A 25,930-nucleotide genomic window follows, 5' to 3' on the forward strand; every position below is an offset into this window, starting at 1 on the left:
CCTGTTGTTCCGTTTCGCGGAGGTGTTCGTCATGGCCTGGGTCCTTCTCATCGTCGCCGGTCTGCTCGAGGTCGGCTGGTCGATCGGCATGAAGTACACCGAGGGCTTCACCCGTCTCTGGCCCAGCGTCTTCACGGGCGCCGGGATCGTCGCCTCGATGCTGCTGCTCTCGCAGGCCGCCAAGACCCTGCCGATCGGTACGGCGTACGGCGTCTGGGTCGGTATCGGCGCGGCCGGTGCGGCGGTGCTCGGCATGGTGGTGCTCGGTGAGCCGGCGACCGCCGCCCGTATCTTCTTCGTCTGTCTCCTGCTGGTGGCCGTGGTCGGCCTCAAGGCGACCTCGGGTCACTGACCCGCGGCATACCCGGTTCCGGCGCGGCCCCCGGGCCCGCCGGCGCCGGGGGAGCCTCCCGTACGGGCAGCGGCAGCGTCCCTGGCGCGGGCTCCCTCTCCCGTACGGGCAGCGGCAGCGTCCCCGGCGCGGGCTCCCTCTCCCGTACGGGCAGCGGCGCGGGCTCCGGTACCGGCGCCCGCGCGGGCTCCCGTGCCGCCTCGCGTCCCGGCTGTTCGCCCAGGGATTCCCGTACGGGCTCCCGGGCCGGCTCCCGTCCCTGCGCGGCCCCGCCCTTCGGCGCCGCCGGTCCGCGCGGCGGCCTGCGGTCGGCCGCGCCCGGTCCCTCCAGGCCCTGCGTCCCGTCCAGGAAGTCAGGCGTCGGCGGCACCACGGGCAGCTCCTCCGCGCCCTCCATGAGGCGCAGGTCGAACTCCTTCGGCGCGACGCCCGCGAGCGCCTCCCGGGTGAACTGGCCCCAGATCTCGGCCGGTGCCCCGCCCCCGTTGATCCGGGGTTGGCCCAGCGCCCCGTACAGCGGTTCCTGCCGGCCCGACTCCGGGTCCTGGCCCATCATCGCCACCACCGTCGCGAGCTCCGGGGTGTAGCCGGCGAACCAGGCCGCCTTGTCGTCCTCCGCCGTCCCCGTCTTGCCCGCCGAGGGGCGGCCGGCCGCGAGGGCCGCCGTGCCGGTGCCGCTCTGGACGACGCTCCGCAGCACGGACGTCGTCGTGTCGGCCGCCTCCCGGCCGAGCGCCACCCGCGCCCCGGCCGGACCCGCCGCGCCCGGAAGCTCCACCTCCTCGCCGTCCCTGGCGACCCGCTCGACCAGGGTGTACGTGCCGTGGGAGCCGTGGTTGGCGAGGGTCGCGTACGCCTGTGCCAGGTCCAGGACGCTCGCCGTGGCCGGGCCGAGGGCGATGGAGGGGGAGGAGGTGAGGTCCGGGGTGTTCCCGGGCAGGCCGAGCGCGACCGCGGCCTCGCGGACCCGCCCGGGGCCGACGTCCACGGCCATCTGGGTGTACACCGTGTTCACCGAACGGTCGGTGGCGAACCGCACGGTGATGTCGCCGTAGCTGGTGTCGTCCTCGTTGGCCGGGTCGTAGAAGGGTCCGTTCCACCCCTGCACGGGCCGCCGGTTGTCGCCGTCGTAGTAGGTGTTCGGTGTGATCCGTTCACCCTCCTGGGTCAACGCGCCGTGCTGGAGTGCCGCGGCGAGGACGAAGGGCTTGAAGGTGGAGCCGACCTGATAGTCGCGGCGGGTGGCGTTGTTGACGAACTGCCGGGTGTAGTCGATGCCCCCGTAGAGGGCGACCACCCGGCCGCTCGCCGGTTCGACGGCCGCGCCGCCGACCCGTACGAACCGGTCGGCGGGGTTGCGCGCCGGGTCCAGCCTGTCGTTCACGTGCGTGTCGACGGCCCGCACGAAGGCGTCCTGTTTGGCCCGGTCCAGGGTGGTGGTGATCCGGAAGCCGCCGGCGGCGAGGGTCTTCTCGTCGACGGTCCCGCTCTCGGTCAGGTACTGCTCCACCGCCTGCACCAGATAGCCGCGCTGTCCGGAGAGACCGGCCGAGGGCCGGGCCGGCTGCGGGGTGGGGAAGACGGCGGTGGCGCGGGCGGCGCGGGTCAGCCAGCCCTCCTTGACCATGCCGTCCAGGACGTACCGCCAGCGGGCGAGCGCCCGCGGCCGGTTCTCGGGGTGGGCGGCGACGTCGTACGCGTTGGGCGCGTTGAGCAGCGAGGCGAGGTACGCGCCCTCGGCGGTGTCCAGGTCCTTGGCGTCCTTGCCGTAGTAGGCGCGGGCGGCGGCCTGGATCCCGTACGCGTTGCGCCCGAAGTAACTGGTGTTCAGGTACCCCTCCAGGATCTCCCCCTTGCTCTTCTCGCGCCCCAGCTTGAGCGCGATGAAGAACTCCTTCGCCTTGCGGGTGAGGGTCTGCTCCTGGCCCAGGTAGTAGTTCTTGACGTACTGCTGGGTGATGGTCGAACCGGACTGGCGGCCCTTGCCGGTGAGGGTGTTCCAGGTGGCCCGGAGCATGGCCCGGGGGTCGACGGCGGGCGAGGTGTGGAAGTCGCGGTCCTCGGCGGCCAGCACGGCGTGCTGGACCCCGGCCGGGACCCGCGCCAGGCTCACGTTCTCCCGGTCGACCTCGCCGTCGCGGGCGATCGGGCTGCCGTCGCGGTACAGGAACAGGTTGGACTGGGCGACCGCCGTGGCGTTGGCGGGCGGGATGTCCACGAGGAGGTAGCCGGCGGCGAAGCAGCCGAGCAGCAGCAGGCCGCCGAGGACGACGAGCCCGAGCAGCCGCCGCAGGAGGCGGCGGGGGCGACCCCCGCGGGACGGGGGCGGGGCGGGGACGGTCGGGTCCCTGGGCTCCCAGGAGGACTCGGCGGACCTGCCGGATGAAGGGGACATAACAGCACATCCTGCCCGCATGTGCCGGAAAACCGGTCGCGACGGCACGGGAAGTCCCCCTAAGGTCGGGCCCTTTGCGCGGAGTGACCGACCGGAGGGAGCAGGAGACATGCTGCGGCTCTACGCGACCGTGGCCGCGGGTGGGTTCAGGCGCCATGCCACCTACCGGGTGGCCACGGCGGCGGGGGTGTTCACCAACACCGTCTTCGGCTTCATCCTGTCGTACACGTACATCGCCCTCTGGGACGTGCGTCCCACGCTCGGCGGGTACGACATGGCGGACGCCCTCGCCTATGTGTGGATCGGCCAGGGCCTCATCACCGTCTGCGGCCTGATGGGCGGCGGCTTCGAGGAGGAGCTGATCGAGCGGATCAGGACCGGCGACATCGCGGTCGACCTCTACCGCCCCGCCGACCTCCAGGCCTGGTGGTTCGCCGCGAACCTGGGCCGCGCGGCCTACCAGCTGCTCGGCCGCGGCATCGCCCCCATGCTCTTCGGCGCCCTCGTCTTCGACGTCACCGTGCCGAGCAGCCCCTGGACCTGGCTCGCCTTCCTCGGCTCGGTGGCCCTCGGCGCGATCGTCAGCTTCGCGATCTGGTACCTGGTGGCGATGAGCGCCTTCTGGCTGCTCGACGGCCAGGGCGTGGTCCAGATGGCCTGGTTGGGCGGCCTGTTCTTCTCCGGGATGCTGCTTCCGCTCAGCGTCTTCCCCGGCGCCCTGGGCGAGCTCGCGCGGGTCCTCCCCTGGGCGTCGATGCTCCAGGTGCCGGCCGACGTGTACCTGGGGCGGTACGAGGGCTGGGGAGTGCTGGGGGCGTACGCGTTCCAGGGCTGCTGGGCGGTCGTCCTCCTCGCGACGGGGCGCGCGGTGCAGGCGGCGGCGACGCGGAAGGTGGTGGTGCAGGGTGGATGAGCGGACGGTGCGGGTCGGGAGGGATGAGCGGGTCGAGGGGGTCGGGAGGGTCGATCGCGACGATCGCGACGATCGCGACGATCGCGACGATCGAGTCGAGCGGGCGGGCGCGCCGGAAGAGGCCGTACGGGTCGATCGGGCGGGCGCGCCGGAGTGGGACGGTGCGGCCGGATGGCCGGAGGAGGCCGAGCCCTGGTCCCGGGCCGGCCGGGCGGCCGACGCGTGGCGGACGTACCGCATGGTGGCGGGCATGTGGATCCGGTCCACCCTCACGTACCGCTCCTCCTTCGCCCTGACCCTCCTCTCCTCCCTCCTCGTCACGTTCTTCGACTTCGTCGTCATCCTCCTGATGTTCGGCCAGGTCAGGGGACTCGGCGGCTTCTCCTTCGCGGAGGTCGCGTTCCTGTACGGGACGGCGGGCACCTCGTTCGGCCTCGCCGACCTGGTGATGGGCTCGCTGCCGCGGATGGGCAAGCGGGTGCGCGACGGCTCCTTCGACACCTTCCTGCTGCGCCCCGCATCGGTCCTCGCGCAGGTCGCGGCCGACCGTTTCGCGCTGCGGCGGCTCGGGCGGATCCTCCAGGGGCTGATTGTCCTGGTCTGGGGCCTGGTGCTCCTGGACGGCGTGGAGTGGACGCCGCTGAAGGTGCTCCTGGTGCCGGTGATGCTGCTGAGCGGTGCGCTGATCTTCGCCGCGCTGATGGTGCTGGGCGCCTCCACCCTGTTCTGGCTCCAGGACGCGGCCGAGGTGACGAGCTCCTTCACGTACGGCGGCAACACGATGCTCCAGTACCCGCCGACGATCTTCGCCCAGGACCTGGTGCGGGGCGTCGTCTTCGTCGTACCGCTCGCGTTCGTCAACTGGCTGCCCGCCCTCTACGTCCTGGGGAGGACACCGCCGGCGGGGGTGCCGGGGTGGACGGCGTTCCTGTCGCCCCTGGTCGCGGTCGTGTGCTGCCTGGTGGCGGGAGTGGTGTGGCGGACGGGCCTGCGGAGCTACCGATCGACAGGAAGCTGAGCTATCCATATGGAGCAGGAACAGGAAATGGAGCAGGAAACGACGGAGGCGACGCCTCGGACGCCCGGCGGGACGCCCCACCGGGCGACCGCCCCGCCGCCGCCCCCGGCCACGGCCCCGGCGCCGCCGCCCTTCATCGAACTCGACTCCCTGGAGAAGGTCTTCACGGTCCGCCGCAGGGCAGGACTCCTCCGCCGCGAGAAGCGCGAGGTCAGGGCGGTCGACGGCATCTCCTTCACCGTCGGGAAGGGGGAGATGGTCGGCTACATCGGCCCCAACGGCGCCGGGAAGTCCACCACGATCAAGATGCTGACCGGCATCCTCACCCCGAGCGGCGGCCGGCTGCGGGTGGCCGGCATCGACCCGTCGCGGGAGCGCACCCGGCTCGCCCGCCGCATCGGCGTGGTCTTCGGGCAGCGCACCACCCTCTGGTGGGACCTCCCGCTGCGCGACTCGTACACCCTGGTCCACCGCATGTACCGGATCCCCGACGCCCGCTACGCCGAGAACCTCGCCCGCTGCGTCGAACTCCTCGACCTCGGCGACCTGCTCGACGTACCGGTGCGTCAGCTCTCCCTCGGCCAGCGGATGCGCGGGGACATCGCGGCGGCGCTGCTGCACGACCCGGACGTGCTGTACCTGGACGAGCCGACGATCGGCCTGGACGTGGTGTCGAAGGCCAAGGTCCGCGGCTTCCTGCGCGAGCTGAACACCACCCGCGGCACGACGGTCCTCCTCACCACCCACGACCTGACCGACATCGAACAGCTCTGCAGCCGGGTGATGGTCATCGACCACGGGCGCCTGATGTACGACGGGGAGCTCGCCGGCCTGCACGCCGCGGGCGACAGCGAGCGCCTGCTGGTGGTCGACCTGGCGCGGGAGTCGGCGCCGATCGAGGTGCCGGGCGCCCGCTTCGTACGGGCGGAGGGCCCCCGCCAGTGGCTGGCGATCCCGGCCACCTCGTCGGCGGCTCCGGTGGTGGCGGCGGTGGCCGCCGCGTACCCGCTGGTGGACCTCTCCGTGCGGGAGCCGGACATCGAGGCGGTGATCGCGAAGATGTACGGGGGAACTCCGGGTGCGCCCCAGGAGTCACTGAGGTAGGGAGAAAGGGAGGTGAGGTGATGGTGAGCTTCACGTACACGGCGGCGGACGAGGAGAAGAGCAAGGGCGTCCGGCGGATGAAGCTGCTGGCGACGGGCCTGCTCGCGTTCGTGGCGCTGGTGTTCGCGCTGGCCACGTGGGCGAAGAACGCGGGCGCCGGGGCCTGGGCGGGCTATGTGGCCGCGGCGGCGGAGGCGGGCATGGTCGGCGCGCTGGCCGACTGGTTCGCGGTGACGGCCCTGTTCCGCCGCCCGCTGGGCCTGCCCATCCCCCACACGGCGATCATCCCGACCAAGAAGGACCAGCTGGGCGCGTCGCTGGGCACCTTCGTCGGCGAGAACTTCCTCTCCGCCGACGTCGTACGGGGCAGGCTGCGCGGCTTCGGCATCGCCCGCCGCCTCGGCACCTGGCTGGCGGACCCGGCCCACGCGGAGCGCGTCACCTCCGAACTCGCGGCGGCGACGCGCGGCGCGCTCACGGTCCTGCGCGACGCGGACGTGCAGGCGGTCGTCGGAGAGGCGATCACCCGCCGGGCGGAGTCCGCCGAGATCGCCCCGGGCCTGGGCAAGACCCTGGAACGCATGGTCGCCGACGGCTCCCACCACCGGGCGGTGGACCTGGTGTGCACCCGGGCCCACGACTGGCTGGTGACGCACGGCGACTCGGTGATGGACGCGGTCCAGGGCGGCGCGCCGGGCTGGACCCCGCGCTTCGTGGACCGGCGCATCGGCGAGCGCGTCTACAAGGAGCTGCTCCGCTTCGTGACGGAGATGCGGGACATGCCGGGCCACCCGGCGCGCGGCGCGATCGACCGCTTCCTGACGGACTTCGCCGCCGACCTCCAGTCCGACACGGACACCCGGGCCCGCGTCGAACGCCTGAAGTCGGACCTGGTCTCCCGCCCCGAGGTCCAGGACCTCATCGCCTCGGCCTGGTCCTCGGTCCGCGCCCTGATCCTGGCCGCCGCCGAGGACGACCAGAGCCAGCTCCGCCGCCGCGCCCGCGCCTCCCTGATCTCCCTTGGCCAGCGCCTGGCCACCGACGACCGCCTCCAGGCCAAGATCGAGGGCTGGGCGGAGGACGCGGCGGCCTACGTCGTCACCACCTACCGCGCCGAGATCACCTCCCTGATCACCGACACGGTCGCCGGCTGGGACGCCACCCAGACCTCGAAGAAGATCGAGGCCAACATCGGCCGCGACCTCCAGTTCATCCGCATCAACGGCACGGTGGTGGGCGCGCTGGCCGGCCTCGTCATCTACACGCTCAGCCGTGCGGCGGGCGGCTGACACGACCCCAGCCCGCCCCCGACGAGCGTCACGCGACGAAGCGCGCCCGACCCCTCCCCGACGAGCGGCACTCGACGCATCTGGCCCTACCCCGACGTGCGGCACGCCCTCACACGGCCCCGCAGTCCTAGCCGGCCTTCCGCGTCACGACATACGAGACACCGGCCATCCCCGCGGCCACGGAGAACACCGCGGGCCAGGCCCCGACCTTCTTGGCCAGCGGATGCGACCCGGCGAACGCGGCCACATAAGCCGCCGAAAGCCCCCCGGCCACCTTCGCCCCACCCACCTGCCGCCACTCCCGAGCCGCCACCCCGCCGGCCACCGCCAGCACAACCCCACCGAGCGGCCGCTTCTTCGTCCACCGAGCGACGGCGTACCCACCGACGAGACCTGCGGCGGCTATGGCGGGGGAGGGGATGCGGGGCATGGTGGGGCCTTTCCGGTCGAGGTTTCGTTCTTCGAGCCTATGGCACGGCGTTCCGTCCCCGCGGCGTGCCTCCGTTGACTCAGGGCCGGTCAGAATGGCCGCTATGAGAGACCTGGAGACGACGCCGACGACGAGCTCCCGGATGAGCAGGCAGCGCAGCCGGGACACGGATGTGGAGATGGCGTTGCGGCGTTCCTTGCACGCCGTCGGGCTCCGGTACCGAGTTCACCGGCGTCCTCTGAAGGGCGTGCGTCGTGAGGCCGACATCGTCTTCGGTCCGGCGAAGGTGGCGGTGTTCGTCGACGGTTGCTTCTGGCACGGCTGTCCGGTGCATGCGACATGGCCGAAGCGGAATTCGCAGTTCTGGAGGGAGAAGATCGAGAAGAATCGAGCTCGGGATGCGAACACCGATGCCCGCTTGGCCGAGGCCGGATGGGTTTCCCTGCGTGTCTGGGAGCACGAGAGCGCCGGCGAAGCCGCTGCTCGAGTGGCGGCGGTCGTCTCGGAGAGGCGCATGGCGCTGGGGCGAGCAGCCGTGCGTGCCACTTCCGTCAAGCGTTCCGGGTAGGCATGCTTAGGGATTTTTGACATGCCTCTTTCTGTCAAATATCCGGTGCTAGCCTGGTCTCCGGTGCCAGTGGGACGGGTGTTCCTTGCGTGCCGAATCGCGTAGTGAGTGGCGACTCCCGGGGGTGGGACAAGCGTGACGGAAGCGCAGGGCGAGGAGTTCGGGGCCTGGCTGGAGCGTCAGCTTGCGAGGGCTGACATGAAACAGGTCGATCTCGCTCATCGGCTCGGGCTGACCCGAGCCGCCGTTTCGGCCTGGATCACCGGGCGGGCCGAGCCGCGTGAGGAGACCAAGCGGGCCATCGCGGCCGTCTTCCACGTCGATCCGGCGTCGGTGTACAACCGCACCGAGGATCTCGTGCCCACCCTTCCGAGGCAATGGCACCACCGGCGGGCCCATCGTGACGGCGGTCGGGAGTACGGAAACGCGGCGGCCTTCGCCTTCGACGCCGACCTCTCCGTCCTCGCGCGCGAGGCGACCCAGAACTCGCTCGACGAGCGTCTGGACCCCACGATGCCGGTTCGTGTCCGGTACGTCCTGCACGAGCTCACCGGCGAGCATCTCGATGCCTTTCTGGCTGCCCTGCGGTGGGACGAGCTGCGCCCGCACTACGCGGCGGCGGCGGCCGGCGGGCAGAAGGTCTCCCGCAGTCTTCAGGCCGCACTCGACGATCTGGAGGAGCAGCGATCCCTCCTGCTGCTCCGGGTCGACGACTACAACGCCGCAGGCCTCACCGGGCCGGAGTACGACGACGGTAGATACGCCGCAGTGGTGCGTCGCCAGCTCGACAGTCACAAGCAGGCAGGAGGCCGGGCAGGCGGCTCGTACGGTCTGGGCAAGGCCACGCTCTGGGCCACGAGCCGGTTGGGACTCGTCCTGGTCAACTCCACGCTCTCCGAGCCTCACGAGGGGCGCTCCCAGCGGCGTGTGGTCGGACGGCTCGATCTGCCCTGGCACGAGATCGGCAGTGAGGCGTACGCGGGTCCGGCCTGGTTCGGCGAGGCGGAATCCGCACCCGACCACAAGGGTGTCTCCCGGTCCTGGTGGGCGGACGAGGAGGAGACGCGCGCACTGCACCTGGACCGCCGGAACAGCGCTGCCGGAACGTCCTTCCTGATCGTCGGCGCCCATGACGCCTCCGGCGACGCGGAGACGCTGCAGGAGATGCACGACAAGATCGTCCGGTCGCTCGCCGAGGGGTTCTGGGCCTCGATGATCGGAGGCAAGTCGGCAGGCGCGCTCATGGAGGCGGGTGTCACCACCCTCCGGAACGGCGATGTGCTCATCCCGGAGGAGCGAGTCGACCCGCACGCCCACCAGCCCGCCCTCGGACGGGCCTTCCAGGCGTACCTGGACGGCGAGACCGTTCCGGAACTGACCGCCGGCGACCAGGTGGCCATGGTCGAGGTACCGCTCCGCGTCTCGCCGCTCAAGGGACGAGGCCGCGCCAGGGACAAGGGGCGTGAACACCTGGCCGTCCTGCTCCTCACCGCGGCCGGGGACAGCGACGAGCGTCACAGCCGGGTCGTCTGCATGCGGGGGAACCGGATGACCATCACGGAGCAGCGGCCTCGCGAGCTACCGCTGGGGACGGCTCCCTTCCAGGCCGTGCTGCTCGCCGGGTTCGCCACGGGGCGGGAAGGTGTCGACATCGAAGCCGCCGAGTCCTTCCTGCGCGCCTCCGAGCCGCCCGAACACGACCGTTGGGACCGTACGGAGGAGCTCACGACCCTTTACGAGCGCGGCGCGCTCACTCGGCTCAAGGAATTCCGGGCCGAGATCGACAAGGCCGTACGCGGTTTGGTCGCGCGTCGAGAGGTCGCCCGGAAGGGAGGCCCCGCCGCACTGCGGGAGTTGCTCAGACTGGACGGTGCCCCGGGCTCGGCCAAGGGCAAGCGGGTGCAGGCATTCCCCGTCGTCCGGAGTCTCCAGGCACGGGTCGGCGAGCGGGGCGCCTGGCACGTCACCGTGGGCCTCAAGCTCCCCGACGCAGAGGACCCTTGGGTGCTCACCCCGGTGGCAAAGTTCGATGTCCGGTCGGGTGGGCGCCCCGCCGTCGAGTGGGCACTGCTCGCCGCCTCGGACGACTGCCGTGTGGAGGGTGACAACCTCGTCGTCGATCCGGGAGTGCGGAGCGCCGTGTTCACCGGCGTGACCGACCCCACCACCCATCCGGTCGAAGGCGGCTTCGCTCGACTGGCCGTCGACATCCAGAAGGCTCGTGGAGGAGCGGCATGAAGTCCGTCTATCCGTACGCGACGCTGTTCGGCGACGTCGATCTCGACGTGACCTCGATCAGCGTCGACGGGGCATCGCCCCTTCCGTTCTCCCACGTCTCCAAGCCCGAACGAACGGTGGCACTGCACCAGTCCGGGCGCGGGAGCTGGGAGTACTGCACCGTACGACTCCAGGCCACGCTTCCCGACGCGGAGCTCGCCGATGGGGAATGGTCGGATCCGGTCTGCCTGGCGGCGCTCACGGAGAAGGCGACCAATGCCCGGACCACGACGCTCCTCCGGCGGACGGCGGACGGCGCCTGGAGCGGGAGCATCGACCTGCACCGAGATCGTCACCTCCACCGTGCCTCCCTGAGCCTGACCGTGGTCGCCACCGTCGACGGCGTCGCGGGCCGGGTGATCGGAACCACCGAGCAGGACTGGTACCTCGATCTCCAGGGCACCGCCCCGGTGCGCCAGCGAGAGATCGAAGTGGTCGAGGAGGACTTCCGCGAGGGAGCGCTCACATGGCTCCGGCCGTACAAGGATGCTCCGTGGGTCGTGGAGACGACCGGTGACATTCCCACGGTCTACCTCAACACCGCCTCCGCAGAAGGGTTCATCGAACTGCTCAACGGCAGCGGCGGCAGTGCTGCGGAGAAGGTGCTGCGGGACGTCACCACCGGCCAGATTGCCCAGGACGCGTGGACCGCGATGTTTCATACGGCGGTCGCAGACCTGGACGTGGACGAGGACGGCACCCCTGTCATGCCGACCGGCTGGCGCGAGGCCGTGCTCAGAATGATGCTTCCCGACGTGCTCCCGGGGCGCCCTCTCACCGATGCCCTGTACGACATCCAGGAACGCCGTTCGAAGGGCTTCGGCTGGTCCGAGCTGCAGACGAACATCCAGTACGCAGCGGGCAAGCGGAGCCGGACAGCCAAGAAGCTGACCGACTCGGTGCGCGCCGTCGACCGTGCCGTCAGGAGCGAAGTCCGATGAACCTTCCCGCCCCCGCCGACCTGCCCCCCGTGCTCGCGCTTCTACCCGATGCGGCCGTCACCAAGTACCTCGGTCGAGGAATCCAGTCGGGTCGGGAGCGTCCGCCGCAGGTGGCGCTCAGCCGGGCCGGAGTCGCGTACGACGGCCGGACCGCCGACCGGCGCAGGACTGCCCCTGTTCGTGAGCTCCTGGACGAGACGATGCGGCGCTTCGCCGATGACCGTTACGCGGCCGACGGCTGGCTTGCGCCCCGGCTCCACGCCACACTCCGGATGACCCGGGCCGAGGCCGCGGACAGCCGTCTCTGGAACCATCTCGCCATGATCGTGGCCCCCGACTACGTGGTCTGGCGGCACAAGGGAGCCGACAGTACGGAAGGGCCGGGCATCGCGCCGGCCGCCCGCTTCTGCGGCCCGCACTACACGCAGACGTTCTCGCGCCTCTGGTGGGCTGCCGAACTCTTTCGCGACGGCGACGACTACGGCCCCGTCGCCACCGCATGCCGGATCCAGGACGTTCTCAACACCACGATGCGCCTCGACGTCATCGATCACCGGCCCACGGCCCAGGCGATGATCCGAGTCATCGGCGGTCTTCTCGATGCGGGGGTGGCTCGCCCCGGTGACCGGGTCAACGCCTTCTCGTCCGCTGTGAACGCCGCCGGCAGCACGTTGATGTACGACGTGCTCGCGCCGGACGTGCCGCCTGACGTGGACGAACTCCACGACTGGATCGAGGCCGGTGCCAGCGAGGCAGTGGACTGGGACCGCCCGGAGGGCCCCCGCGACGGCCGCGCGGATGTCAGGGCCGTGGACGCGCTGCTTCCGCTCTTCGAGAGACTGTCTGCCGAGGCTCCGCTGCGGCGGAGGCACCAGGGCAAGGCCGGAGGCCAAACGGAAGTGTCCGTTCCGGCCCCCCGGCCTTCCGGGGTCACCCTTTCGAAACCGTCGGATTACGCCTGAACGGAGACCCGTCCCGCGTACTCGTCGGCCGAGCCGATGGCGGCCCCCAGGACCGCCCTGCCCAGCAGAGGGGGGATCGCGTTGCCGATCTGCTGGGCGATCGCTCGCCCGGACCAGGGGTACTCGGGAGGGAAGGTCTGCAGCCGGCCGGCCTCGTCATCCGAGAAACGACTCAGCTCGGTTCCGTCCATGGCGACGACACGGTTGCGGGAGACCTTTCCGGTGACCGTGAAGGCGGGTTCGGCGGACGAACGCCGACCGCGGGCCTTGGGGTCTCCGCCCGTGCCGTAGTTGGAGATCACTTCGAAGGGGGTCGCACGGTCGAGAACCTCGGACATGGGAACCCACGGCTTCAGCGTCGAGTCGCCGTCGCCCCGAGGTACCCCCTTGCGGTACAGGCGGTGGGTCGGCGCAGGCAGTTCGGCCATGGCACTGAGACGGGCCACGAGGATGGCACGGCGTCGGGTCTGGGGGACACCGAACTGTTCCGTGTGGAGAACCTTGGGCTCGGCCACCCAGTAGCCGTTCGTCGACAGAACCTTCGCGTACTCCCGCCAGACGGGGAGAACCGCGGGCACCTGCTCCAGCACGATCGCCTCGTAAGGCCGCCCGTCCCGCAGAGCCTCGAGGGCCCAACGCAACGGCTCCAGGACGAGCCCGGTGCGTTCGTCGTCGAGGACGGCCAGCTTGGATCGGACGTCCTCGCCGCCGGCCATCCGCCTGGTGAAGTCGATCACTTCGTCCAGCGCGCGGCGGCCGGCACCCCCACCTGCGACGGTGAACGTCTGGCACGGAGGGCCGCCTGCCAGAACGGTCGCGTTGGGAAACTTGTGCGGGCCGAAATCCCGGACGTCCCCTTGCAGTGTCTGCAGCCCGGCTTCGCTCCGGGTGTCGCAGGCGTCCTGGTCGAACTCGATCCCCGTCACTTCGTAGCCGAGATCCCGTGCCGCCACGTCGAGCCCACCCGGCCCTGCGAAAAGATCCACAATCTCGGGGCGTGGCACGTGGTCTCCAGAAGATCGTGAGGTCGTAGAGGGGGAACCGGGAGACCCCGGCAGCGGTCCAGGTTACCCGGATCGCTCTCCCCGGTAGGGCGGCTGTCGGTCGCCGCTCGTGATCGGTCGTTCATGGCGAGGTTCGTCTCGACCGGGTCAGGCCGTCAAGGCCGCTCTGATCGCTTCGCCCAGAGCGCGACCGACAGGGGGAGGAGTGGCATGGCCCACCTGCCTGTACTGTGCGGTCTTCCGGCCGACGAACGCCCAGTCGGGAGGGAAACCCTGCAGATCCGCGGCTTGGCGCACGGTGAGGGGCATCATGCCCGCGCGCCCGAGCGCTGGATCCCAGACGAAGTCGGGGCCAGGGACGTCGTCGGCCACCGTGCCGCCGTCCACGCCCATCCGCGCCCACGCCCGCTTGGTCCCGGTCGGCCCCAGGTCCGCGCCGCCGCGATTCCACGAACCCCCGACCAGTGTCGGGGCCGGCCGGTCGGCCTGAGCCGCCCATGAGGTGGCCCCGAGCCAACCGCGGGCGGCCATGGACGGGCCGAGCGCCTCCCCGACCGTCGCGTGACGCGTCACCGACGCCTCGGGAGGTGAGAAGGCATCGAGGCATCCGTCCCTGAAAGCGACGACGAGTCCTTCCTTCCGGTCCTGTGCCACGCCCAGGTCCGCCGCGTTGAGCACGAACCAGCGGATGTCGTAGCCGAGGTGGGTGAGCTCCTCGGTGATGAACTCCCGGATCGGACCGTATGCCGACTTGGTGACGAGATCGGGGACGTTCTCGATCAACAGCGCTCGGGGCCGCACGCCGTGCATGAGCATGATCGTGGCCCTGAGCGCTTCCAGCTCGCCGCCCGTTTCCGGGCGATGCACCGTGGCGGTGGCCTTGACGCGGGGGAGTCCGGCGGCGAGCAGGTCCACGTCGTAGGTCTGCTGGTGGTCCACGGGGTCGAAATCGACGAGGTCGATGTCCAGGACGTGCCAGGCCGGCCTGTTCATGCGCAGCGTGTCGCAGGCGACGGCTCTGTTGTCGAGAAGGAGTACGGGGTCGAAGCCCGCCTGCTCCAGTCCGAGGGCGAGGCCCCCGGCACCGGCGCAGACGCCGAGACTCCGCAATCGGGGCGCTTCGGCGCTCATCGCCCCCCCCGTCACCGGGTGGCCGCTGAAGAGGCGGCGTCGATGATGGCGACTCCCTCCTGGGACGAGTCGATGGTCGCGAACCGCAGCACGCTGCCGTCGTCGCTTCGCGCCGATGCGGGGGCGACGAAGCCGAAGGCCATCACGACCCGGCTCGGGTCGAGCGGCCCGCCCTCCACGAGGGTGGCTCGGTGTTCGGGCTCGACCACCGGATACAGGACGAGAGCACCTCGGCAGGGTGCGGTCAGGCTTTCCACCGCGGTGTCGCCGGGATCCGCGAGCGCACCCGCGATGCGCAGTGCCGCGGCGCGGTGCTTGAGGTCGCTGATCGCTCCGAAGAGCGGATCCCGTCGGCGATCACGGGCGAAGTAGGAGTATGTGCGGCCTGAGGTGCCGAGCCCGATCCGCTGTCCTGCCTGGGCGTGCTGGGGGGCGAGCACGATCCAGTCGTCCACCTGGGCCGGTGCGCGCGTGGTGATTTCCCGCAGATAGTCCAGGTGGGGCGCGAACTGCGAAGGAGCGCCCCACCGTACGGACGCCATCAGGTCGAGGAGTCGAGTCGCCTCGATCCGACCCGCGAGGGCTTCGTAACGGTGAGTGACGCCCTTCTCGGTCAGGTGGTACGAGAGTTGCACGGGTTCGGCGGACAAGGAGTCCAGGACGGGGGTCCACAGGTTCGTGTTGTGGCGCAGATCGGAGACCTTTGAGGGGTATGCCGTCGGCTCCTGCCACTGGCCGGGAGATCGGAGGGTGACCAGTCGGGAGTTGTACATCTTGTTCGGGCTGGTCGGCTTGAGCCACGGAACATGCTGCGAGACGAGTGGCGGCACCTTGTCCGGGGTGATCGGAGAGTGTCCGTCGACCGGCACCGAGTACTGGGCCAGTTCGGCGCGGAACGCCTCCTCGTCCCTGCAGATCGCCTCGAAGCCCTCGTAGAGGTCGATGTCCTTCTTCCCCATCGCCTCCTGGCGTCCCAGGTAGAGACGGACCAGGTCCCGGTAGCCCTTGCGGAAGCCGAACCATCGGCCCATCTGCATGAGCGTGGATGCATTGCCCGCTCGCCGCCGGAAGTAGGAGACGGTCAATCCCTCGACGGTGAAGCCTCGGGCCAGCTTCTGTCCGCCGATGAGGATCTTCCAGATGGACCTCTTGTCGAAGTCCGCCTCGCCTGTCTCGAGATCCTTGTCGCCGTTGACCACGATGATGGGCTTGTCGTCGCCACCGATGCGGATCGAAGCGGGGCCGACGTAGGGCGCGAGCTCGTCGAAGGAGGCAGGGACGGCCTGGCCATCGGCGCGGACGGCGGAGACCGGCGCGACGTCGGCCTCGAACAGCTCGCGCAGCCGGTCGCGACCGGAAGGTCCGAGGTAGCCGGCGTTCCACCACAGGCCGGTGACCCGCCCGAGTAGTTCCTTGTGGTCGTCCTGCCGGACGGATTCGTGGATCAGCATGGTGTGATGCTGGAAGTACCGATCGCCCAGGCCACCCTTGTCCTCGCGGTAGAGCTTCATGGCAGCGGTCAGCACGAACATGTCCATGGCGTGCTGGAGGCAGGTGTCGTCGTCGTCCTCCACCACGATGGAGCGGACGTGTGCCATCTCGTTCGAGTTCGCGTATGTCCTTTCACCGTCGGACGGATCCGAGTCGAGGTCGTGGAAGTCCCGGGCGCCCATGTACTCCGCGGGGCGGGGAAGCGAGAGGATGAAGTCCTTCGGGAAGATGTCCTCGGTGTCGCTCGGGTCGATGAAGACGTTCGCGAAGGGGGTCGCCGTGTAGCCCACGTACTGGGCGCGCGGCAGCATGCGCAGCAGGTCCGAGATCTTCTGGTTGATCGCGGTACGTTCGGCGTTCGGCTTGGCCAGGTCGGTGGTGTTCACCGAAGCCTCGTCGGATTCGTCGTCCACGATCAGGACCGGGATCTGGGAGAGCGGCGTCTTGATCTTCCGTAGGTCCTTGACCAGCTTGGTCAGCACCTGCTTGTTCTTCTTCACCACCATCAGGCGGGCCGCGGCCCGGTGCAGGTTGTGGGGGTCGTAGAGCGGCAGTCCCGGTTCCTGCTTCTCGTATTCGAGGGCGACGATTCCCTGGAGCAGGCTCTGGTAGTCGTCATCACGGGTGGTCATCCGATGGATGTCGAAGGCGCCGAGAGTGGAGGGCATCGCCCCGAAGGTGGCGAACTTCCCCTGGCTCCAGGCAGGGTCGTCGGCGTAGTCGGACTCGTACTCGCTCGCGCCCCGCATGATGTTCTCGCGGCCGACCAGTTCCATGTCCAGGCGTCGCTGGGTCTGGGCGCGCAGCATGTTGAGCGTTCCGCCGAGGACGATCACGAGACGGTAGCCGGCGTCGATCGCTTTGGCGATGACACCGGTGAAGTTGGCCGTCTTGCCGGATTGGACGTAGCCGACCACAAGGCCCTTCGACTGGTATGCCTCGAGTGCCGTCGGGTCGGCAAGCCGCTCCACCACGCGATCCGTTGCCTCGTCGAGCCCGGCGACGACGTCCTCGGGCCAGCCCTTGTCCACCAGCAGCCTGCGGTACTGCGGCCAGTACCAAGGGCGCCCTTGCAGGGACTGAGGGGTGTACCAGCGGGTGTGCTCCGTGCTGATGACGACCGTGCCCGCGGCCTTGGAGACGGGCACGAGGACGTCGAGTCGCTTGCCGGTCTCGTCGCCGATGCCGAGCAACGCGTGGATGTCGGCCCGCCGCTCGTCGGTACGGGGCGGGTGGACCGACCAGGGGACGTTCTCGCTGTAGTCCCACCGCGTGAGCTGCTTGCGCCACAGCTCGACCAACTGGTCGGTGGACCGCGCGTCGCGGAGCACGGACAGGAAGTCCGCTTCGGAGGCGTACTCCATGGCCTCGGGCGCGAGATCCTCGGCCTGGTACTCCAGGGCGCGGACCAGCCGCTTCGGCCTGCCGGAGCTCATGTCGCCGAGAGCCCGGGCATGCAGGTCGAGCCGGATGCCGGCGGCTGTGTCGAGACTGGTCATCGGCGGTTCCTCGGCGGTCGAGAGGTCATGTTCGGGAGAGCGGCGCGAATCACGGAAGGCGGAGTCCGGTCAGGTCCAAGGGGGCGCCCACGGTGGGCGGAAGCCCTGTGAGGTCCGTTTCGTACCGTATGGCCGAGATCCGGTCGAGTGCCGCGGCGGCCAGCAGCGCGGGGGTGAGTCGAGGTACGGCGTCGGCGGCCAGGAGCAGAGCCTCGTCCCGGGGCGTCCAACGCTCGTCGTCCTCCTGCTCCGAAGACCATCCCGATCGCTCCAACGCGGAGTCGAGACGAACCAAGGCCGCGGGAGCGCTCTCCGCGACGGCTCGGCGGACGGCCCGCGCCGACTCGGTGAGGGTGCGCCCCCCGATGCCGCCGCGGGTCAAGCGAAGGGAAGCGAGCCAGAGAGGGCGGCCCGGGGCGGCGTCGAGTTGTTCGATGCCGTGGACGACATGGCGCCGCCGTTCCGACGCAGTGGTCTTCACTTCGAGATCGAAGTCCCGAAGGGCGAAATCGTGCTCCTCGCCATACGGCCCCGTCCACGCCTCGACCGCGGATTCCCAGCCGTGTGTCTCGGCGAGCCGCGTGAGCATCGCAAGCTCACCCATCAGCCCGATCCGCCGCTCGACGCTCATCATCCGGGGGCGGTCGAGCAGCGAGCTCCAGCCGTCCACGGTCTCGGCGAAGGCCCTGTCCAAGGAACGGTTCTTCGTGACGATTCGGTCGGCCACGGCAAGGAGCAGGTCGTGGAAATCGCGCATCAGCGCCACCTGGGTGGTCCGGATCCGGGCCATGCGTAGCCCGTTCGCCACCGACACCTGGTCGATCCGGATGGCGGGCAGCGGGGACCGGGGCGGTTGCTGGTTCCGCCCGAGTTCCACGAACAGGGCGATGTCCCTGCCGCTGTCGCCGACCTCGTAGGAGACGACGGGGTGTGCGGCGTCGGCGGAAAGGGGGTAGCTCGTGGCGAGCCCTTCCCCGAGGTACTGCTCGACCGTCGACCAGCGGAGCGACGAAGCCGCGGTGGAATCAGTCATGGTCGGCCACGCGATTCAGCTCGGCTCGGGCGGCCGCGACGAGTACGGACTGCCACAACTGGAGGTTGTCCTTCTCGCGGCTGCCGCTGTACTCCTTCTCGAAGACCTGGTGAAGGAGCAGGTACATGAGCGATTTGACGACCGGGGCATCGTTGATCCCCCCTCGGCGACCACCGAGGAGCGCGCCACGGTAGTGCTGGTTGAGGACGATCGTCCGGGCCTCACGGTCGAGTTCGAAGAAGCTGCCGTTGTCGATCTTCTGCCAGCGGACGGCGATCGGCTCCTCTCCGGGGAGGAGCGGCAATTCGTCCTCGATCGTCTCCCGCACGCTTGCCTCGAAACCCTTGCCGGCCGGGATCACGGACTTGCGAGTGGTGGCGGTCCGCTTCCTCGCGGCGCGGTAGGTCGTATCGGCGTCCGCCACGTACTGCGCGAACGTGCGCCCGTCGCAGTCCGCCGCGGACTCCAAAGCCGTCACGAACGCCGGCGACGAGTCGACGCCGTCCTTCTTCACCGTGAGACGGAATACCTCGGACGCGACGGCATCGTCCGGGAGATCGATGGCGACCCGGGCGAGCGCGAGATGCTGCTCGGGCTGCCGGAAGTTGTTCCAGCCACCGGCCTGGACCAGGCGGTTGCGTCGGTAGAAGTAGAAGCCCTGCCGATCGATGCCCGTCCCGACCGCCTTGAACTCGTCCGTGGTCGACCTCGGCGGCCAGATGTGCGCGGTCAAGGAGACGGGGCCGACGGAGGGCACCGTGGCGATGAACTCGCGGGCGTAGTCGGGGTGCCCCGTGACCGGGTAGGCGAAGGGGTCGAGAGGCTGGACCCCGAAGTTCATGTACTCGACCCCGGTGGAGACGTCCTCGACCGCGATGGTGATGTTGAAGTCATCGAGCGCCAGGAAACGGTGCAGGTGGAGTCCGAGGTGGAGACCCAGCTTGTTGATCGTCCGGTGCAGGTACCGGTCGGTCTGGCCGCCATCGGTCGTCTGCGGAAAGTTCTTGACAGCGTCCCAGCGGACGATCGTCCCCTGCCAGACGATGGGGCAGTCGTAGTAGCGATCGATGAGTTGCTGGGCGTAGTCCGGCGCGACGATGTCGCAATGGTAGCCGGTCACGGCTCGCTCCATCGTCCAGCGCCGCCCGGCAGGGGCGGCGGCCCGCGTGCCGCGCACCTTGCTGACGACGGTGACGGAGCCGGCGTGACTGAGCGAAGCGGACTTGAGGCCCGTGCCGAACATGCCGAGAGCCTGCGCGTCGTAGTCGCGACGACCTCCGACGGTCATCGCCACGTCCAGCCCCTCCTCGTCCATGCCCTTGCCGTCGTCGACTATGAGCAGGCTGACGAGTCTGTCCCCGTCACGCAGGAAGTGGATCAGCACGTCTTTGGCGCCGGCGTCGATGGAGTTGTCCACCAGATCCGCGATCGCCGCTTCGAAGCCGTATCCCTGACTGCTGAGCGCCTCCATGTAGCGGGCATCCGGAGGCAGGCGCTTGCTGCCGGCTGTGGGTACCTCGAACTGCCAGTCGCTCGTCATGTCTCGCCTCGGGATACGCGCGCCACACCTGATCCGTAGACCCTAATGGACGGCACCGACACGGGGCGGTCGGTGTCGGGCCGACGGCTTCCGGTCGCCGCCCCCGGCTACGCCGTCGCACCCCCATGGCACTCCCCGTAATCCCGCCCCGACCCGCACCAGCACGGGGCCGTGCGCAGTGGCGGCCAGGCCGTCGCGCGGCCTCGGGCTGCCAGGGTTGTGGCGTATTGGGGGAGGAGGTCGGGGTTGGCGGGGGAGGAGGTTTCCGAGGCGGCGAAGGCTTCGTAGGAGGGGACCGTGGCGGGGACGATGCCCAGGTTCGGGGTGCCCGCGGCGGCGAGTTCGCGGAGGGATGCCTCGATGTCGGTGAGGTGTGCGCGGTAGGTCGGGTACTCCGCCTCCAGCTCCGGGTAGGCGGCCAGGAGCTCGTCCAGTTCCGCTTCCGGCCAGTGCAGGACCGCCACCGGGAAGGGGCGGGACAGGGCGGTGCGGTAGGAGCCCAGCTCTGAGCGGAGGCGGGTGATCTCGGCCTGGAGTTCGGCCGGGTCCGACGAGCCCAGGGACCACAGGCGCTTCGGGTCGTGCAGCTCGTCCAAGGGGACGTCGCCGGTGTGCAGGCGGTCCGCCAGGGCGTCGTGGGTGTCGTGCGGCAGCGCCAGGAGGCGGCGGACGCGGTGCCGGGCCGCCAGGAGGGACTGCAGGGGGTACGAGATGTCCGCGGCGGACGAGGCCGGCTGCGGCAGGAGCAGTCCGGCCGCCTCCGTGAACGTGGCCTCCGCCTCCTCCAGCTCGTCGTGGGACTCCAGCGTCTCCGCCGCGATCTCCCACGGCTCCGGGTCCGCCGGGCGGGCCCGGCGGACGCCCTCGATGATCGCGCGGGCCTCCGCCTCGTGGCCGTACTCCCACAGGTTCGCCGCCTTCAGCGACCTGATGAGGAGGGGCGAGGCGGGGGCGGGGGCCTCGGACAGCAGCGCGTCGTACAGGGACGTCGCCCGTTCGCGCTCGCCGGCCAGTTCCAGGTGGGCCGCCGCGCGCAGCAGCAGCGGCTCGCGGTCCTCCGGGTACTGCCCCGCGGTGCGGAGCAGGCGCTCGGCTTCGGTGGTGTGGTCGGCAGACATGTCGGGGCGCATGTCGACCACCGTACTGCTGTACGGCCCTGGAGAGTTGGTGCCTCAGCGCTTATCGTGCCCGCCGTGCAGGGTCGAATTCCGGTGGTCGTCCAAGGGCGCGCGCGGCGCGGCGGGGTCGGCCGTGCCCTCTGGGTGGGTGCCGAGGTCTTCGTCACCTGCGGCGTTGTTCTCGTACTTTTCGTCCTCCACCAGATGTGGTGGACGAACGAGCAGGCCCGCGCCCAGGCCGTCGACCAGGTGCGGGACCTGGAGCGGGAGTGGGCCAGGTCACCTGGGGAGCTCGGTGGGGGCACTCGGTCCGCCCAGCCCGCCCAACCCGGTGAGGCCGGTGAGTCTGGTGAGGCCGGTGGGTCCGATGCGGTTGCTGAGGGGTCTGGTGGTTCCTCGGGGGATGACGGGGGCGGTTCCGGGAACTCCCGTGGGGGGTCCTCCTCCGCCTATGCCGTTCTCCGCATTCCGCGGCTCGGGCTCACCGTCCCCATCGCCGACGGGGTCGGCAAGCGCAGCGTGCTGGACCGTGGCTTCGTCGGGCACTATCCCGGCACCGCCGGGCCCGGCCGGGCCGGGAACTTCGCGCTCGCCGGGCACCGGAACACCCACGGCGAGCCCTTCCGGTACGTCAACCGGCTGCGCGACGGCGACGTCATCGAGGTGCGGACGCGCTCGGGCTCGTACCGCTACCGCGTCGACCTCGTCCTCCCGCAGACCTCGCCCCGCGACGTCGGCGTCATCGCCCCCGTACCCCGGTCCCTCTACAAGCCGTCCTACGGGTACGACGCCCCCGGGTCCTATCTCACCCTCACCACCTGCACCCCCGAGTACACCTCCACCTACCGGCTGATCATCTGGGCGAAGCTGGTGACCCCCTAGGCTCGGAGGGTGATCAAGCGCCGTCCCCATCTGCTGTGGCTGCTCGTGCCGTACCTGCTCTTCGTCGTCGCCCTGCCCTTCGTCAACCGCGTCCCCATGCTGCTCTTCTGGCTGCTCGGGGCCACCGTCCTCACGCCCTTCTCCGTCGCCCTCGCCCGGCGCGGGGACCGGCGGGCCGCGGGACCGAAGTGAGCGCCGCGCTCTGGATCGTCGGCGGGTTCCTCGTGCTCACCGTCCTCCTCGGACTGCTCGCCGTGCGGCGTCAGGAGAGCGGCGGGCTCGCCGAGTGGTCCGTCGGCGGGCGCTCGCTCGGGCCCGTGTTCATCTGGGTGCTGATGGCGGGGGAGGGGTACACCAGCTTCAGCTATCTCGGCGCCGCGGGGTGGGGGTACAACTACGGGGCCCCGGTGCTGTACGTCGTGGCCTACATGTCCTGCGGCTACGCCCTCGGCTACGTCGTCGGGCCCATGCTCTGGGGGTACGCCCGCAAGCACGGGCTCGTCTCCCTCAGCGACATGGCCGCCCACCGCTACCGCCGGCCCTGGCTCGGCGCGGCCGTCGCCGTCCTCGCGACCGTCTTCCTCCTGCCGTACATCCAGCTGCAGATCACCGGCATGGGGGTCGTCCTCTCCACCGTCTCGTACGGGCGGATCGGGCTCGACCTCGCCTACTTCCTCGCCTTCGCCGTCACCACCGGCTTCGTCGTCGTCAGCGGGCTGCGCGGCAGCGCCTGGGTCTCCGTCCTCAAGGACGCCCTCGTCATCCTCACCCTCGGCTTCCTCGCCGTGTACGTGCCGCTGCACTACTTCGACGGGTACGGGGAGTTCCTCGGCCGGCTCGCCGACGAGAAGGCGGAGTGGCTCGCGCTGCCCGGGCACGGCGGCGAGCGGAGCGGGTACGGCGTCGGCTGGTTCGCCTCCACCACCCTGCTCAACTCCCTCACCGTCGTCATCTTCCCGACCACCGTCGCCGGCTACCTCGGCGCCCGCGACGCCGACACCCTGCGCCGCAACGCCGTCTGGCTGCCCGCCTACAACGTGCTGCTCTTCGTCCCCATGCTGCTCGGCATGGCCGCCCTGTTCGTCGTCCCCGGCCTCACCGGCGCCGGCTCCAACCTCGCCCTCTTCGAGCTCGTCACCGACTCCCTCCCGCCCTGGGCCGTCGGCCTCGTCGGCGTCGCCGCCGCGCTCTCCTCCATCGTGCCGATGGGCGTCTTCATGCTGGTCATCGGCACCATGTGGGGGCGCAGCGTGCTCTCCCTGCTGCCCCGGTTCCGGAACCGCGAGAAGGGCCTCTCCCAACTCGTCGTGGTCGTCGCCGGCGGGCTCGCCCTCCTCATGACGTACACCGCGCCCAACACCCTCGTCCGCCTCTCCCTCATCTCGTACGAGGGGATGGCGCAGCTCCTGCCGCTGCTCCTGCTGGGGCTCGTGTGGCGACGGATGTCCCTGTACGGCGGGGTCTGCGGGCTCGCCGTCGGCGTCGCCCTCGTCTGCTGCCTGGTCTTCACCGGCAACGACCCGGTGTGGGGCGTGAACGCCGGGCTCCTCGCCCTGCTCGTCAACCTCGCCGTCGCCGTCCTCGTCAGCCTGTACGGGCCCACCGGGCCCGCCGACCCGCGCGACGACGCGGACGTCCTCGCCCGCGAGGAGTTCACCGACGCCCGGCTGCCGGGGATCGATGACCGAGACCGAGACCGAGACGGGGACGGGGGCGGGGGTGGGGGTGGCGAGCGGGCCGGTTCCGTGCGGCGTCGGTAGTCGCGCGGTTCGCCCGGTTCGCCCGGGTGCCGGTCCTCGTCCTCGGCCTCGCCGTCCTCAGCCTCGCACCCGGCCCGCCCCCAGCGTCACCGCCGCCCCGGCCAGTCCCAGGACCGCCGACGTCAGCAGGGCCGTGTCCGGGCCCGTCGTCGACAGGGCGAGGGCCAGGGCCACGCCCGCCGAGGAGCCGATGTAGCGGGCCGTGTTGTTGGCGCCCGAGCCCATCGCCACCCGCTCGCGGGGCACCGAGTCCACCGCGAGCCTCGGCAGCGCGGCGTTCAGCAGGCCGCTGCCCGCGCCCGCCACGATCAGGCCGGGCAGGAGGCGGGGCCAGCTCGCGCCCTCCAGGGCGCCGTACAGGGCGAGCACGCCCGCCGTCGACAGCGCGAAGCCCAGGGCGAGCTGGTACGTGGCGGAGAGCCGGCCGGCGAGGCGGCGGGACTGGAGGGCGACGACGAACGCCGTGCCCGACCAGAGGAGGAAGAGCCACGCCGTCGTCAGCGCCGCCATCCCCGCGCCCCGCTGCAACAGCGCCGGCAGCACGCTGAAGAAGCCGATCACCGCCAGGCCCGTGAACAGCGCCCCCGCCGTCGCCGCCCGGAACGCGGGCGTGCGGAACAGGGCCAGGTCGATCATCGGGGCGGCGGCGCGCCGCTCGACCCGGACGAACAGCGCCCCCAGGGCGACGGCCGCGAGCGCGAGCAGGCCCACCGACGGGCGCAGCCAGCCGTCCCGGCCCAGGGTCAGCGCGGTGAGCAGCGCCGCCAGGGCCAGGCCGAGCGCGAGGGCCCCGGCGAGGTCCGTCCGGCCCTCGCGCGGGGCGCGGGACTCGGTGAGGGTACGGGTGCCCAGCGCGGCCACGAGGAGGGTCGCCGCGCCCAGCGCCAGGTACGTCCAGCGCCAGTCGGCCAGCGTGCTGAGGGTGCCCGCGAGCAGGGGGCCCAGGGCGATGCCCGCGCTGACGAACGCGCCCCACACGCCGGTCGCCCTGATCCGTTCCGCGCCCGTCGGGAACGCGTGGGCCAGCAGGCCGAGGCTGGCCGCGAGCACGGCCGCGCTCGCCGCGCCCTGGGCGACGCGGGCGAGGGTGAAGGTGAGCGTGGAGTTCGCGAAGCCGCCGAGCGCGGTGGTGAGGCCGAGGCCGAGGGTGCCGAGCAGGAAGACCCGGCGCCGCCCGTGGGCGTCGGCCAGGCTGCCGGCCACCAGGAGGAGGACGGCGAGGCCGAGCGGGGTGCCGTTGAGCAGCCAGGCCTGGGCGGCGGCGGGGGTGCCGAACGCTCGGGCCGTGCTGGGCAGGGTGAGCATCGGGGCCGTGTAGTTCATCAGCGTCAGCGCGGTGGCGGCGCTGGTGACGGCCAGGGTGGCGCGGCGGCCGGCGAGGCGCTGGGCCTGACCTCGGTCTCGACCCCGGTTCCGGTTCCGACGCTGACCTCGGTCTCGCTCTCGCCCCCGGCCCGTACGGCGTACGGATGCCGACGCGTCCGGGGTGACCGACGTGTCCGACGTATCCGATGTATCCGACGCGTCCGGGGTGACCGGAGCGGCTGGCTGGGGCATGGCAGGACCTCGGCTTCCGTCGGTTCGTTCACTGAACCTTGAGCGTCCTCGTACCGTACCAGTCAAGGTTCATTCACTGAACCCTTTCCCCTACACTCGTTCCCATGGCCCTCGGCAAGGACTACGCGACCCAGCAGTGCTCCATCGCCCGCGCCCTCGAAGTCGTCGGCGAGCGGTGGACCCTCCTCGTCGTGCGCGACGCCTTCTACGGCGTCCGCCGCTACAACGACTTCCTCGTCCACCTCGGCGCCCCCCGCGCCGTCCTCGCCGCCCGCCTCCAGGCCCTCGTCGAGGCCGGGGTCCTCGACCGGCACCGCTACCAGGAGGCGCCGCCGCGCGACGAGTACGTGCTCACCGAGCGCGGTGTCGCCCTCTGGCCCGTGCTGCGCTCCCTCGGACTGTGGGGCCGCGAGGCCCAGCCCGGCGCCGTACCCATGCGTCACTTCCATCACGTCGACTGCGGCACCGAGGTCGGGCCGTACGGCGAGTGCCCGGCCTGCCGGATCCCGGTCCACCCCGCCGACATCGAGATGCGGCCCGGCGCCGGACTCGACCCCGACCCCGCCGATCCGGTCGCCCGCGCCCTCCTCGTGCCCCGCCGGCTCCTCGTACCGCTGGAGACCGGTCGTGTATAACGGGAGGGCGAGCGACAGCGGGTCGTAGCGG

Annotated in this window: 22 protein-coding genes; 13 read left to right on the forward strand and 9 right to left on the reverse strand. The window is 70.9% G+C overall.

Annotated features, from left to right (window positions below):
• Positions 1–31 precede the first annotated feature (31 nt).
• The gene (locus tag AB0Q96_RS03085) at positions 32–352 is read left to right on the forward strand and encodes a multidrug efflux SMR transporter (RefSeq protein ID WP_043228159.1); all 321 of its coding nucleotides are present in this window, start codon (positions 32–34) and stop codon (positions 350–352) included.
• Here the strand turns inward: AB0Q96_RS03085 and AB0Q96_RS03090 are convergent.
• Positions 330–2,747, reverse strand: coding sequence for a transglycosylase domain-containing protein (locus tag AB0Q96_RS03090; protein WP_365321282.1), 2,418 nt, complete (start codon positions 2,745–2,747; stop codon positions 330–332). The two genes, AB0Q96_RS03085 and AB0Q96_RS03090, sit on opposite strands and share 23 nt — an antisense overlap.
• Before the next feature lie 112 nt (positions 2,748–2,859).
• On the opposite strand from AB0Q96_RS03090, the gene AB0Q96_RS03095 reads away from it, so the two are divergent.
• The 4 genes from AB0Q96_RS03095 to AB0Q96_RS03110 all read left to right on the forward strand — a co-directional run bounded on the left by AB0Q96_RS03095 (position 2,860) and on the right by AB0Q96_RS03110 (position 7,071).
• Positions 2,860–3,660, forward strand: coding sequence for an ABC-2 family transporter protein (locus AB0Q96_RS03095; protein ID WP_365321658.1), 801 nt, complete (start codon positions 2,860–2,862; stop codon positions 3,658–3,660).
• 238 nt (positions 3,661–3,898) lie between these two features.
• Positions 3,899–4,678 (forward strand): ABC transporter permease, encoded by a 780-nt coding sequence (locus tag AB0Q96_RS03100; RefSeq protein ID WP_365321283.1) that lies wholly within the window; start codon positions 3,899–3,901, stop codon positions 4,676–4,678.
• Between the two features lie 27 nt (positions 4,679–4,705).
• Positions 4,706–5,782, forward strand: a complete 1,077-nt coding sequence (locus tag AB0Q96_RS03105) for an ATP-binding cassette domain-containing protein (protein ID WP_365321284.1) — start codon at positions 4,706–4,708, stop codon at positions 5,780–5,782.
• 20 nt (positions 5,783–5,802) lie between these two features.
• The gene (locus AB0Q96_RS03110) at positions 5,803–7,071 is read left to right on the forward strand and encodes a DUF445 domain-containing protein (RefSeq protein WP_365321285.1); all 1,269 of its coding nucleotides are present in this window, start codon (positions 5,803–5,805) and stop codon (positions 7,069–7,071) included.
• A gap of 127 nt (positions 7,072–7,198) precedes the next feature.
• Here AB0Q96_RS03110 and AB0Q96_RS03115 read toward each other — a convergent pair whose 3' ends face one another.
• Positions 7,199–7,501, reverse strand: coding sequence for a hypothetical protein (locus AB0Q96_RS03115; protein WP_365321660.1), 303 nt, complete (start codon positions 7,499–7,501; stop codon positions 7,199–7,201).
• Between the two features lie 142 nt (positions 7,502–7,643).
• Between AB0Q96_RS03115 and AB0Q96_RS03120 the strand changes: the two genes are divergently transcribed.
• The 4 genes from AB0Q96_RS03120 (at position 7,644) to AB0Q96_RS03135 (ending at position 12,249) form a co-directional block, all read left to right on the forward strand.
• Positions 7,644–8,069: a very short patch repair endonuclease gene (locus tag AB0Q96_RS03120; RefSeq protein WP_365321286.1), complete on the forward strand. Its 426-nt coding sequence runs from the start codon at positions 7,644–7,646 to the stop codon at positions 8,067–8,069.
• A gap of 135 nt (positions 8,070–8,204) precedes the next feature.
• Positions 8,205–10,307, forward strand: a complete 2,103-nt coding sequence (locus AB0Q96_RS03125; RefSeq protein ID WP_365321287.1) for a helix-turn-helix transcriptional regulator — start codon at positions 8,205–8,207, stop codon at positions 10,305–10,307.
• Positions 10,304–11,287, forward strand: coding sequence for a hypothetical protein (locus AB0Q96_RS03130; RefSeq protein ID WP_365321288.1), 984 nt, complete (start codon positions 10,304–10,306; stop codon positions 11,285–11,287). The genes AB0Q96_RS03125 and AB0Q96_RS03130 overlap by 4 nt, the downstream gene beginning before the upstream one ends.
• Positions 11,284–12,249, forward strand: a complete 966-nt coding sequence (locus AB0Q96_RS03135) for a DUF6339 family protein (protein WP_365321289.1) — start codon at positions 11,284–11,286, stop codon at positions 12,247–12,249. Before AB0Q96_RS03130 ends, AB0Q96_RS03135 begins: the two co-directional genes overlap by 4 nt.
• Here AB0Q96_RS03135 and AB0Q96_RS03140 read toward each other — a convergent pair.
• The 6 genes from AB0Q96_RS03140 to AB0Q96_RS03165 all read right to left on the reverse strand — a co-directional run bounded on the left by AB0Q96_RS03140 (position 12,240) and on the right by AB0Q96_RS03165 (position 21,077).
• Positions 12,240–13,253 (reverse strand): DNA cytosine methyltransferase, encoded by a 1,014-nt coding sequence (locus AB0Q96_RS03140; RefSeq protein WP_365321290.1) that lies wholly within the window; start codon positions 13,251–13,253, stop codon positions 12,240–12,242. The two genes, AB0Q96_RS03135 and AB0Q96_RS03140, sit on opposite strands and share 10 nt — an antisense overlap.
• Positions 13,254–13,400: 147 nt before the next feature.
• The gene (locus AB0Q96_RS03145; RefSeq protein WP_365321291.1) at positions 13,401–14,384 is read right to left on the reverse strand and encodes a DNA cytosine methyltransferase; all 984 of its coding nucleotides are present in this window, start codon (positions 14,382–14,384) and stop codon (positions 13,401–13,403) included.
• An 11-nt stretch (positions 14,385–14,395) separates the two neighbouring features.
• The gene (locus AB0Q96_RS03150) at positions 14,396–17,374 is read right to left on the reverse strand and encodes a Z1 domain-containing protein (protein ID WP_365321292.1); all 2,979 of its coding nucleotides are present in this window, start codon (positions 17,372–17,374) and stop codon (positions 14,396–14,398) included.
• A 49-nt stretch (positions 17,375–17,423) separates the two neighbouring features.
• Positions 17,424–18,407 (reverse strand): PD-(D/E)XK motif protein, encoded by a 984-nt coding sequence (locus AB0Q96_RS03155; protein WP_365321293.1) that lies wholly within the window; start codon positions 18,405–18,407, stop codon positions 17,424–17,426.
• The gene (locus tag AB0Q96_RS03160; protein ID WP_365321294.1) at positions 18,400–19,947 is read right to left on the reverse strand and encodes an ATP-binding protein; all 1,548 of its coding nucleotides are present in this window, start codon (positions 19,945–19,947) and stop codon (positions 18,400–18,402) included. Before AB0Q96_RS03160 ends, AB0Q96_RS03155 begins: the two co-directional genes overlap by 8 nt.
• A 107-nt stretch (positions 19,948–20,054) precedes the next feature.
• Complete coding sequence (locus AB0Q96_RS03165; RefSeq protein ID WP_365321295.1) at positions 20,055–21,077, reverse strand: SEC-C domain-containing protein; 1,023 nt, start codon at positions 21,075–21,077, stop codon at positions 20,055–20,057.
• 132 nt (positions 21,078–21,209) lie between these two features.
• Between AB0Q96_RS03165 and AB0Q96_RS03170 the strand changes: the two genes are divergently transcribed.
• The 3 genes from AB0Q96_RS03170 to AB0Q96_RS03180 are packed head-to-tail and all read left to right on the forward strand — an operon-like array spanning position 21,210 to position 23,707.
• On the forward strand, positions 21,210–21,947 hold the full coding sequence (locus AB0Q96_RS03170; protein ID WP_365321662.1) for a class E sortase: 738 nt from the start codon (positions 21,210–21,212) through the stop codon (positions 21,945–21,947).
• A 9-nt stretch (positions 21,948–21,956) separates the two neighbouring features.
• A complete protein-coding gene (locus AB0Q96_RS03175; RefSeq protein WP_365321296.1) occupies positions 21,957–22,139 on the forward strand; it encodes a hypothetical protein in 183 nt (60 codons plus the stop codon).
• Positions 22,136–23,707, forward strand: a complete 1,572-nt coding sequence (locus AB0Q96_RS03180) for a sodium:solute symporter family protein (RefSeq protein ID WP_365321297.1) — start codon at positions 22,136–22,138, stop codon at positions 23,705–23,707. The genes AB0Q96_RS03175 and AB0Q96_RS03180 overlap by 4 nt, the downstream gene beginning before the upstream one ends.
• Before the next feature lie 57 nt (positions 23,708–23,764).
• Here the strand turns inward: AB0Q96_RS03180 and AB0Q96_RS03185 are convergent, their stop codons facing one another.
• Positions 23,765–25,030 (reverse strand): MFS transporter, encoded by a 1,266-nt coding sequence (locus AB0Q96_RS03185; RefSeq protein WP_365321298.1) that lies wholly within the window; start codon positions 25,028–25,030, stop codon positions 23,765–23,767.
• A gap of 338 nt (positions 25,031–25,368) precedes the next feature.
• On the opposite strand from AB0Q96_RS03185, the gene AB0Q96_RS03190 reads away from it, so the two are divergent.
• Complete coding sequence (locus AB0Q96_RS03190) at positions 25,369–25,899, forward strand: helix-turn-helix domain-containing protein (RefSeq protein ID WP_365321299.1); 531 nt, start codon at positions 25,369–25,371, stop codon at positions 25,897–25,899.
• Positions 25,900–25,930: the final 31 nt, after the last annotated feature.

Source organism: Streptomyces sp. NPDC093111 (assembly GCF_040683955.1).
Classification (GTDB): Bacteria; Actinomycetota; Actinomycetes; order Streptomycetales; family Streptomycetaceae; genus Streptomyces.

Bases quoted from the DNA above. Each gene is read 5' to 3' on its own strand.
- AB0Q96_RS03085 (WP_043228159.1), top strand. From the start codon at position 32: ATGGCCTGGGTCCTTCTCATCGTCGCCGGTCTGCTCGAGGTCGGCTGG.
- AB0Q96_RS03090 (WP_365321282.1), bottom strand. From the start codon at position 2,747: ATGTCCCCTTCATCCGGCAGGTCCGCCGAGTCCTCCTGGGAGCCCAGG.
- AB0Q96_RS03100 (WP_365321283.1), top strand. From the start codon at position 3,899: ATGGTGGCGGGCATGTGGATCCGGTCCACCCTCACGTACCGCTCCTCC.
- AB0Q96_RS03105 (WP_365321284.1), top strand. From the start codon at position 4,706: ATGGAGCAGGAAACGACGGAGGCGACGCCTCGGACGCCCGGCGGGACG.
- AB0Q96_RS03110 (WP_365321285.1), top strand. From the start codon at position 5,803: ATGGTGAGCTTCACGTACACGGCGGCGGACGAGGAGAAGAGCAAGGGC.
- AB0Q96_RS03115 (WP_365321660.1), bottom strand. From the start codon at position 7,501: ATGCCCCGCATCCCCTCCCCCGCCATAGCCGCCGCAGGTCTCGTCGGT.
- AB0Q96_RS03120 (WP_365321286.1), top strand. From the start codon at position 7,644: ATGAGCAGGCAGCGCAGCCGGGACACGGATGTGGAGATGGCGTTGCGG.
- AB0Q96_RS03130 (WP_365321288.1), top strand. From the start codon at position 10,304: ATGAAGTCCGTCTATCCGTACGCGACGCTGTTCGGCGACGTCGATCTC.
- AB0Q96_RS03135 (WP_365321289.1), top strand. From the start codon at position 11,284: ATGAACCTTCCCGCCCCCGCCGACCTGCCCCCCGTGCTCGCGCTTCTA.
- AB0Q96_RS03145 (WP_365321291.1), bottom strand. From the start codon at position 14,384: ATGAGCGCCGAAGCGCCCCGATTGCGGAGTCTCGGCGTCTGCGCCGGT.
- AB0Q96_RS03150 (WP_365321292.1), bottom strand. From the start codon at position 17,374: ATGACCAGTCTCGACACAGCCGCCGGCATCCGGCTCGACCTGCATGCC.
- AB0Q96_RS03155 (WP_365321293.1), bottom strand. From the start codon at position 18,407: ATGACTGATTCCACCGCGGCTTCGTCGCTCCGCTGGTCGACGGTCGAG.
- AB0Q96_RS03160 (WP_365321294.1), bottom strand. From the start codon at position 19,947: ATGACGAGCGACTGGCAGTTCGAGGTACCCACAGCCGGCAGCAAGCGC.
- AB0Q96_RS03165 (WP_365321295.1), bottom strand. From the start codon at position 21,077: ATGCGCCCCGACATGTCTGCCGACCACACCACCGAAGCCGAGCGCCTG.
- AB0Q96_RS03185 (WP_365321298.1), bottom strand. From the start codon at position 25,030: ATGAACTACACGGCCCCGATGCTCACCCTGCCCAGCACGGCCCGAGCG.
- AB0Q96_RS03190 (WP_365321299.1), top strand. From the start codon at position 25,369: ATGGCCCTCGGCAAGGACTACGCGACCCAGCAGTGCTCCATCGCCCGC.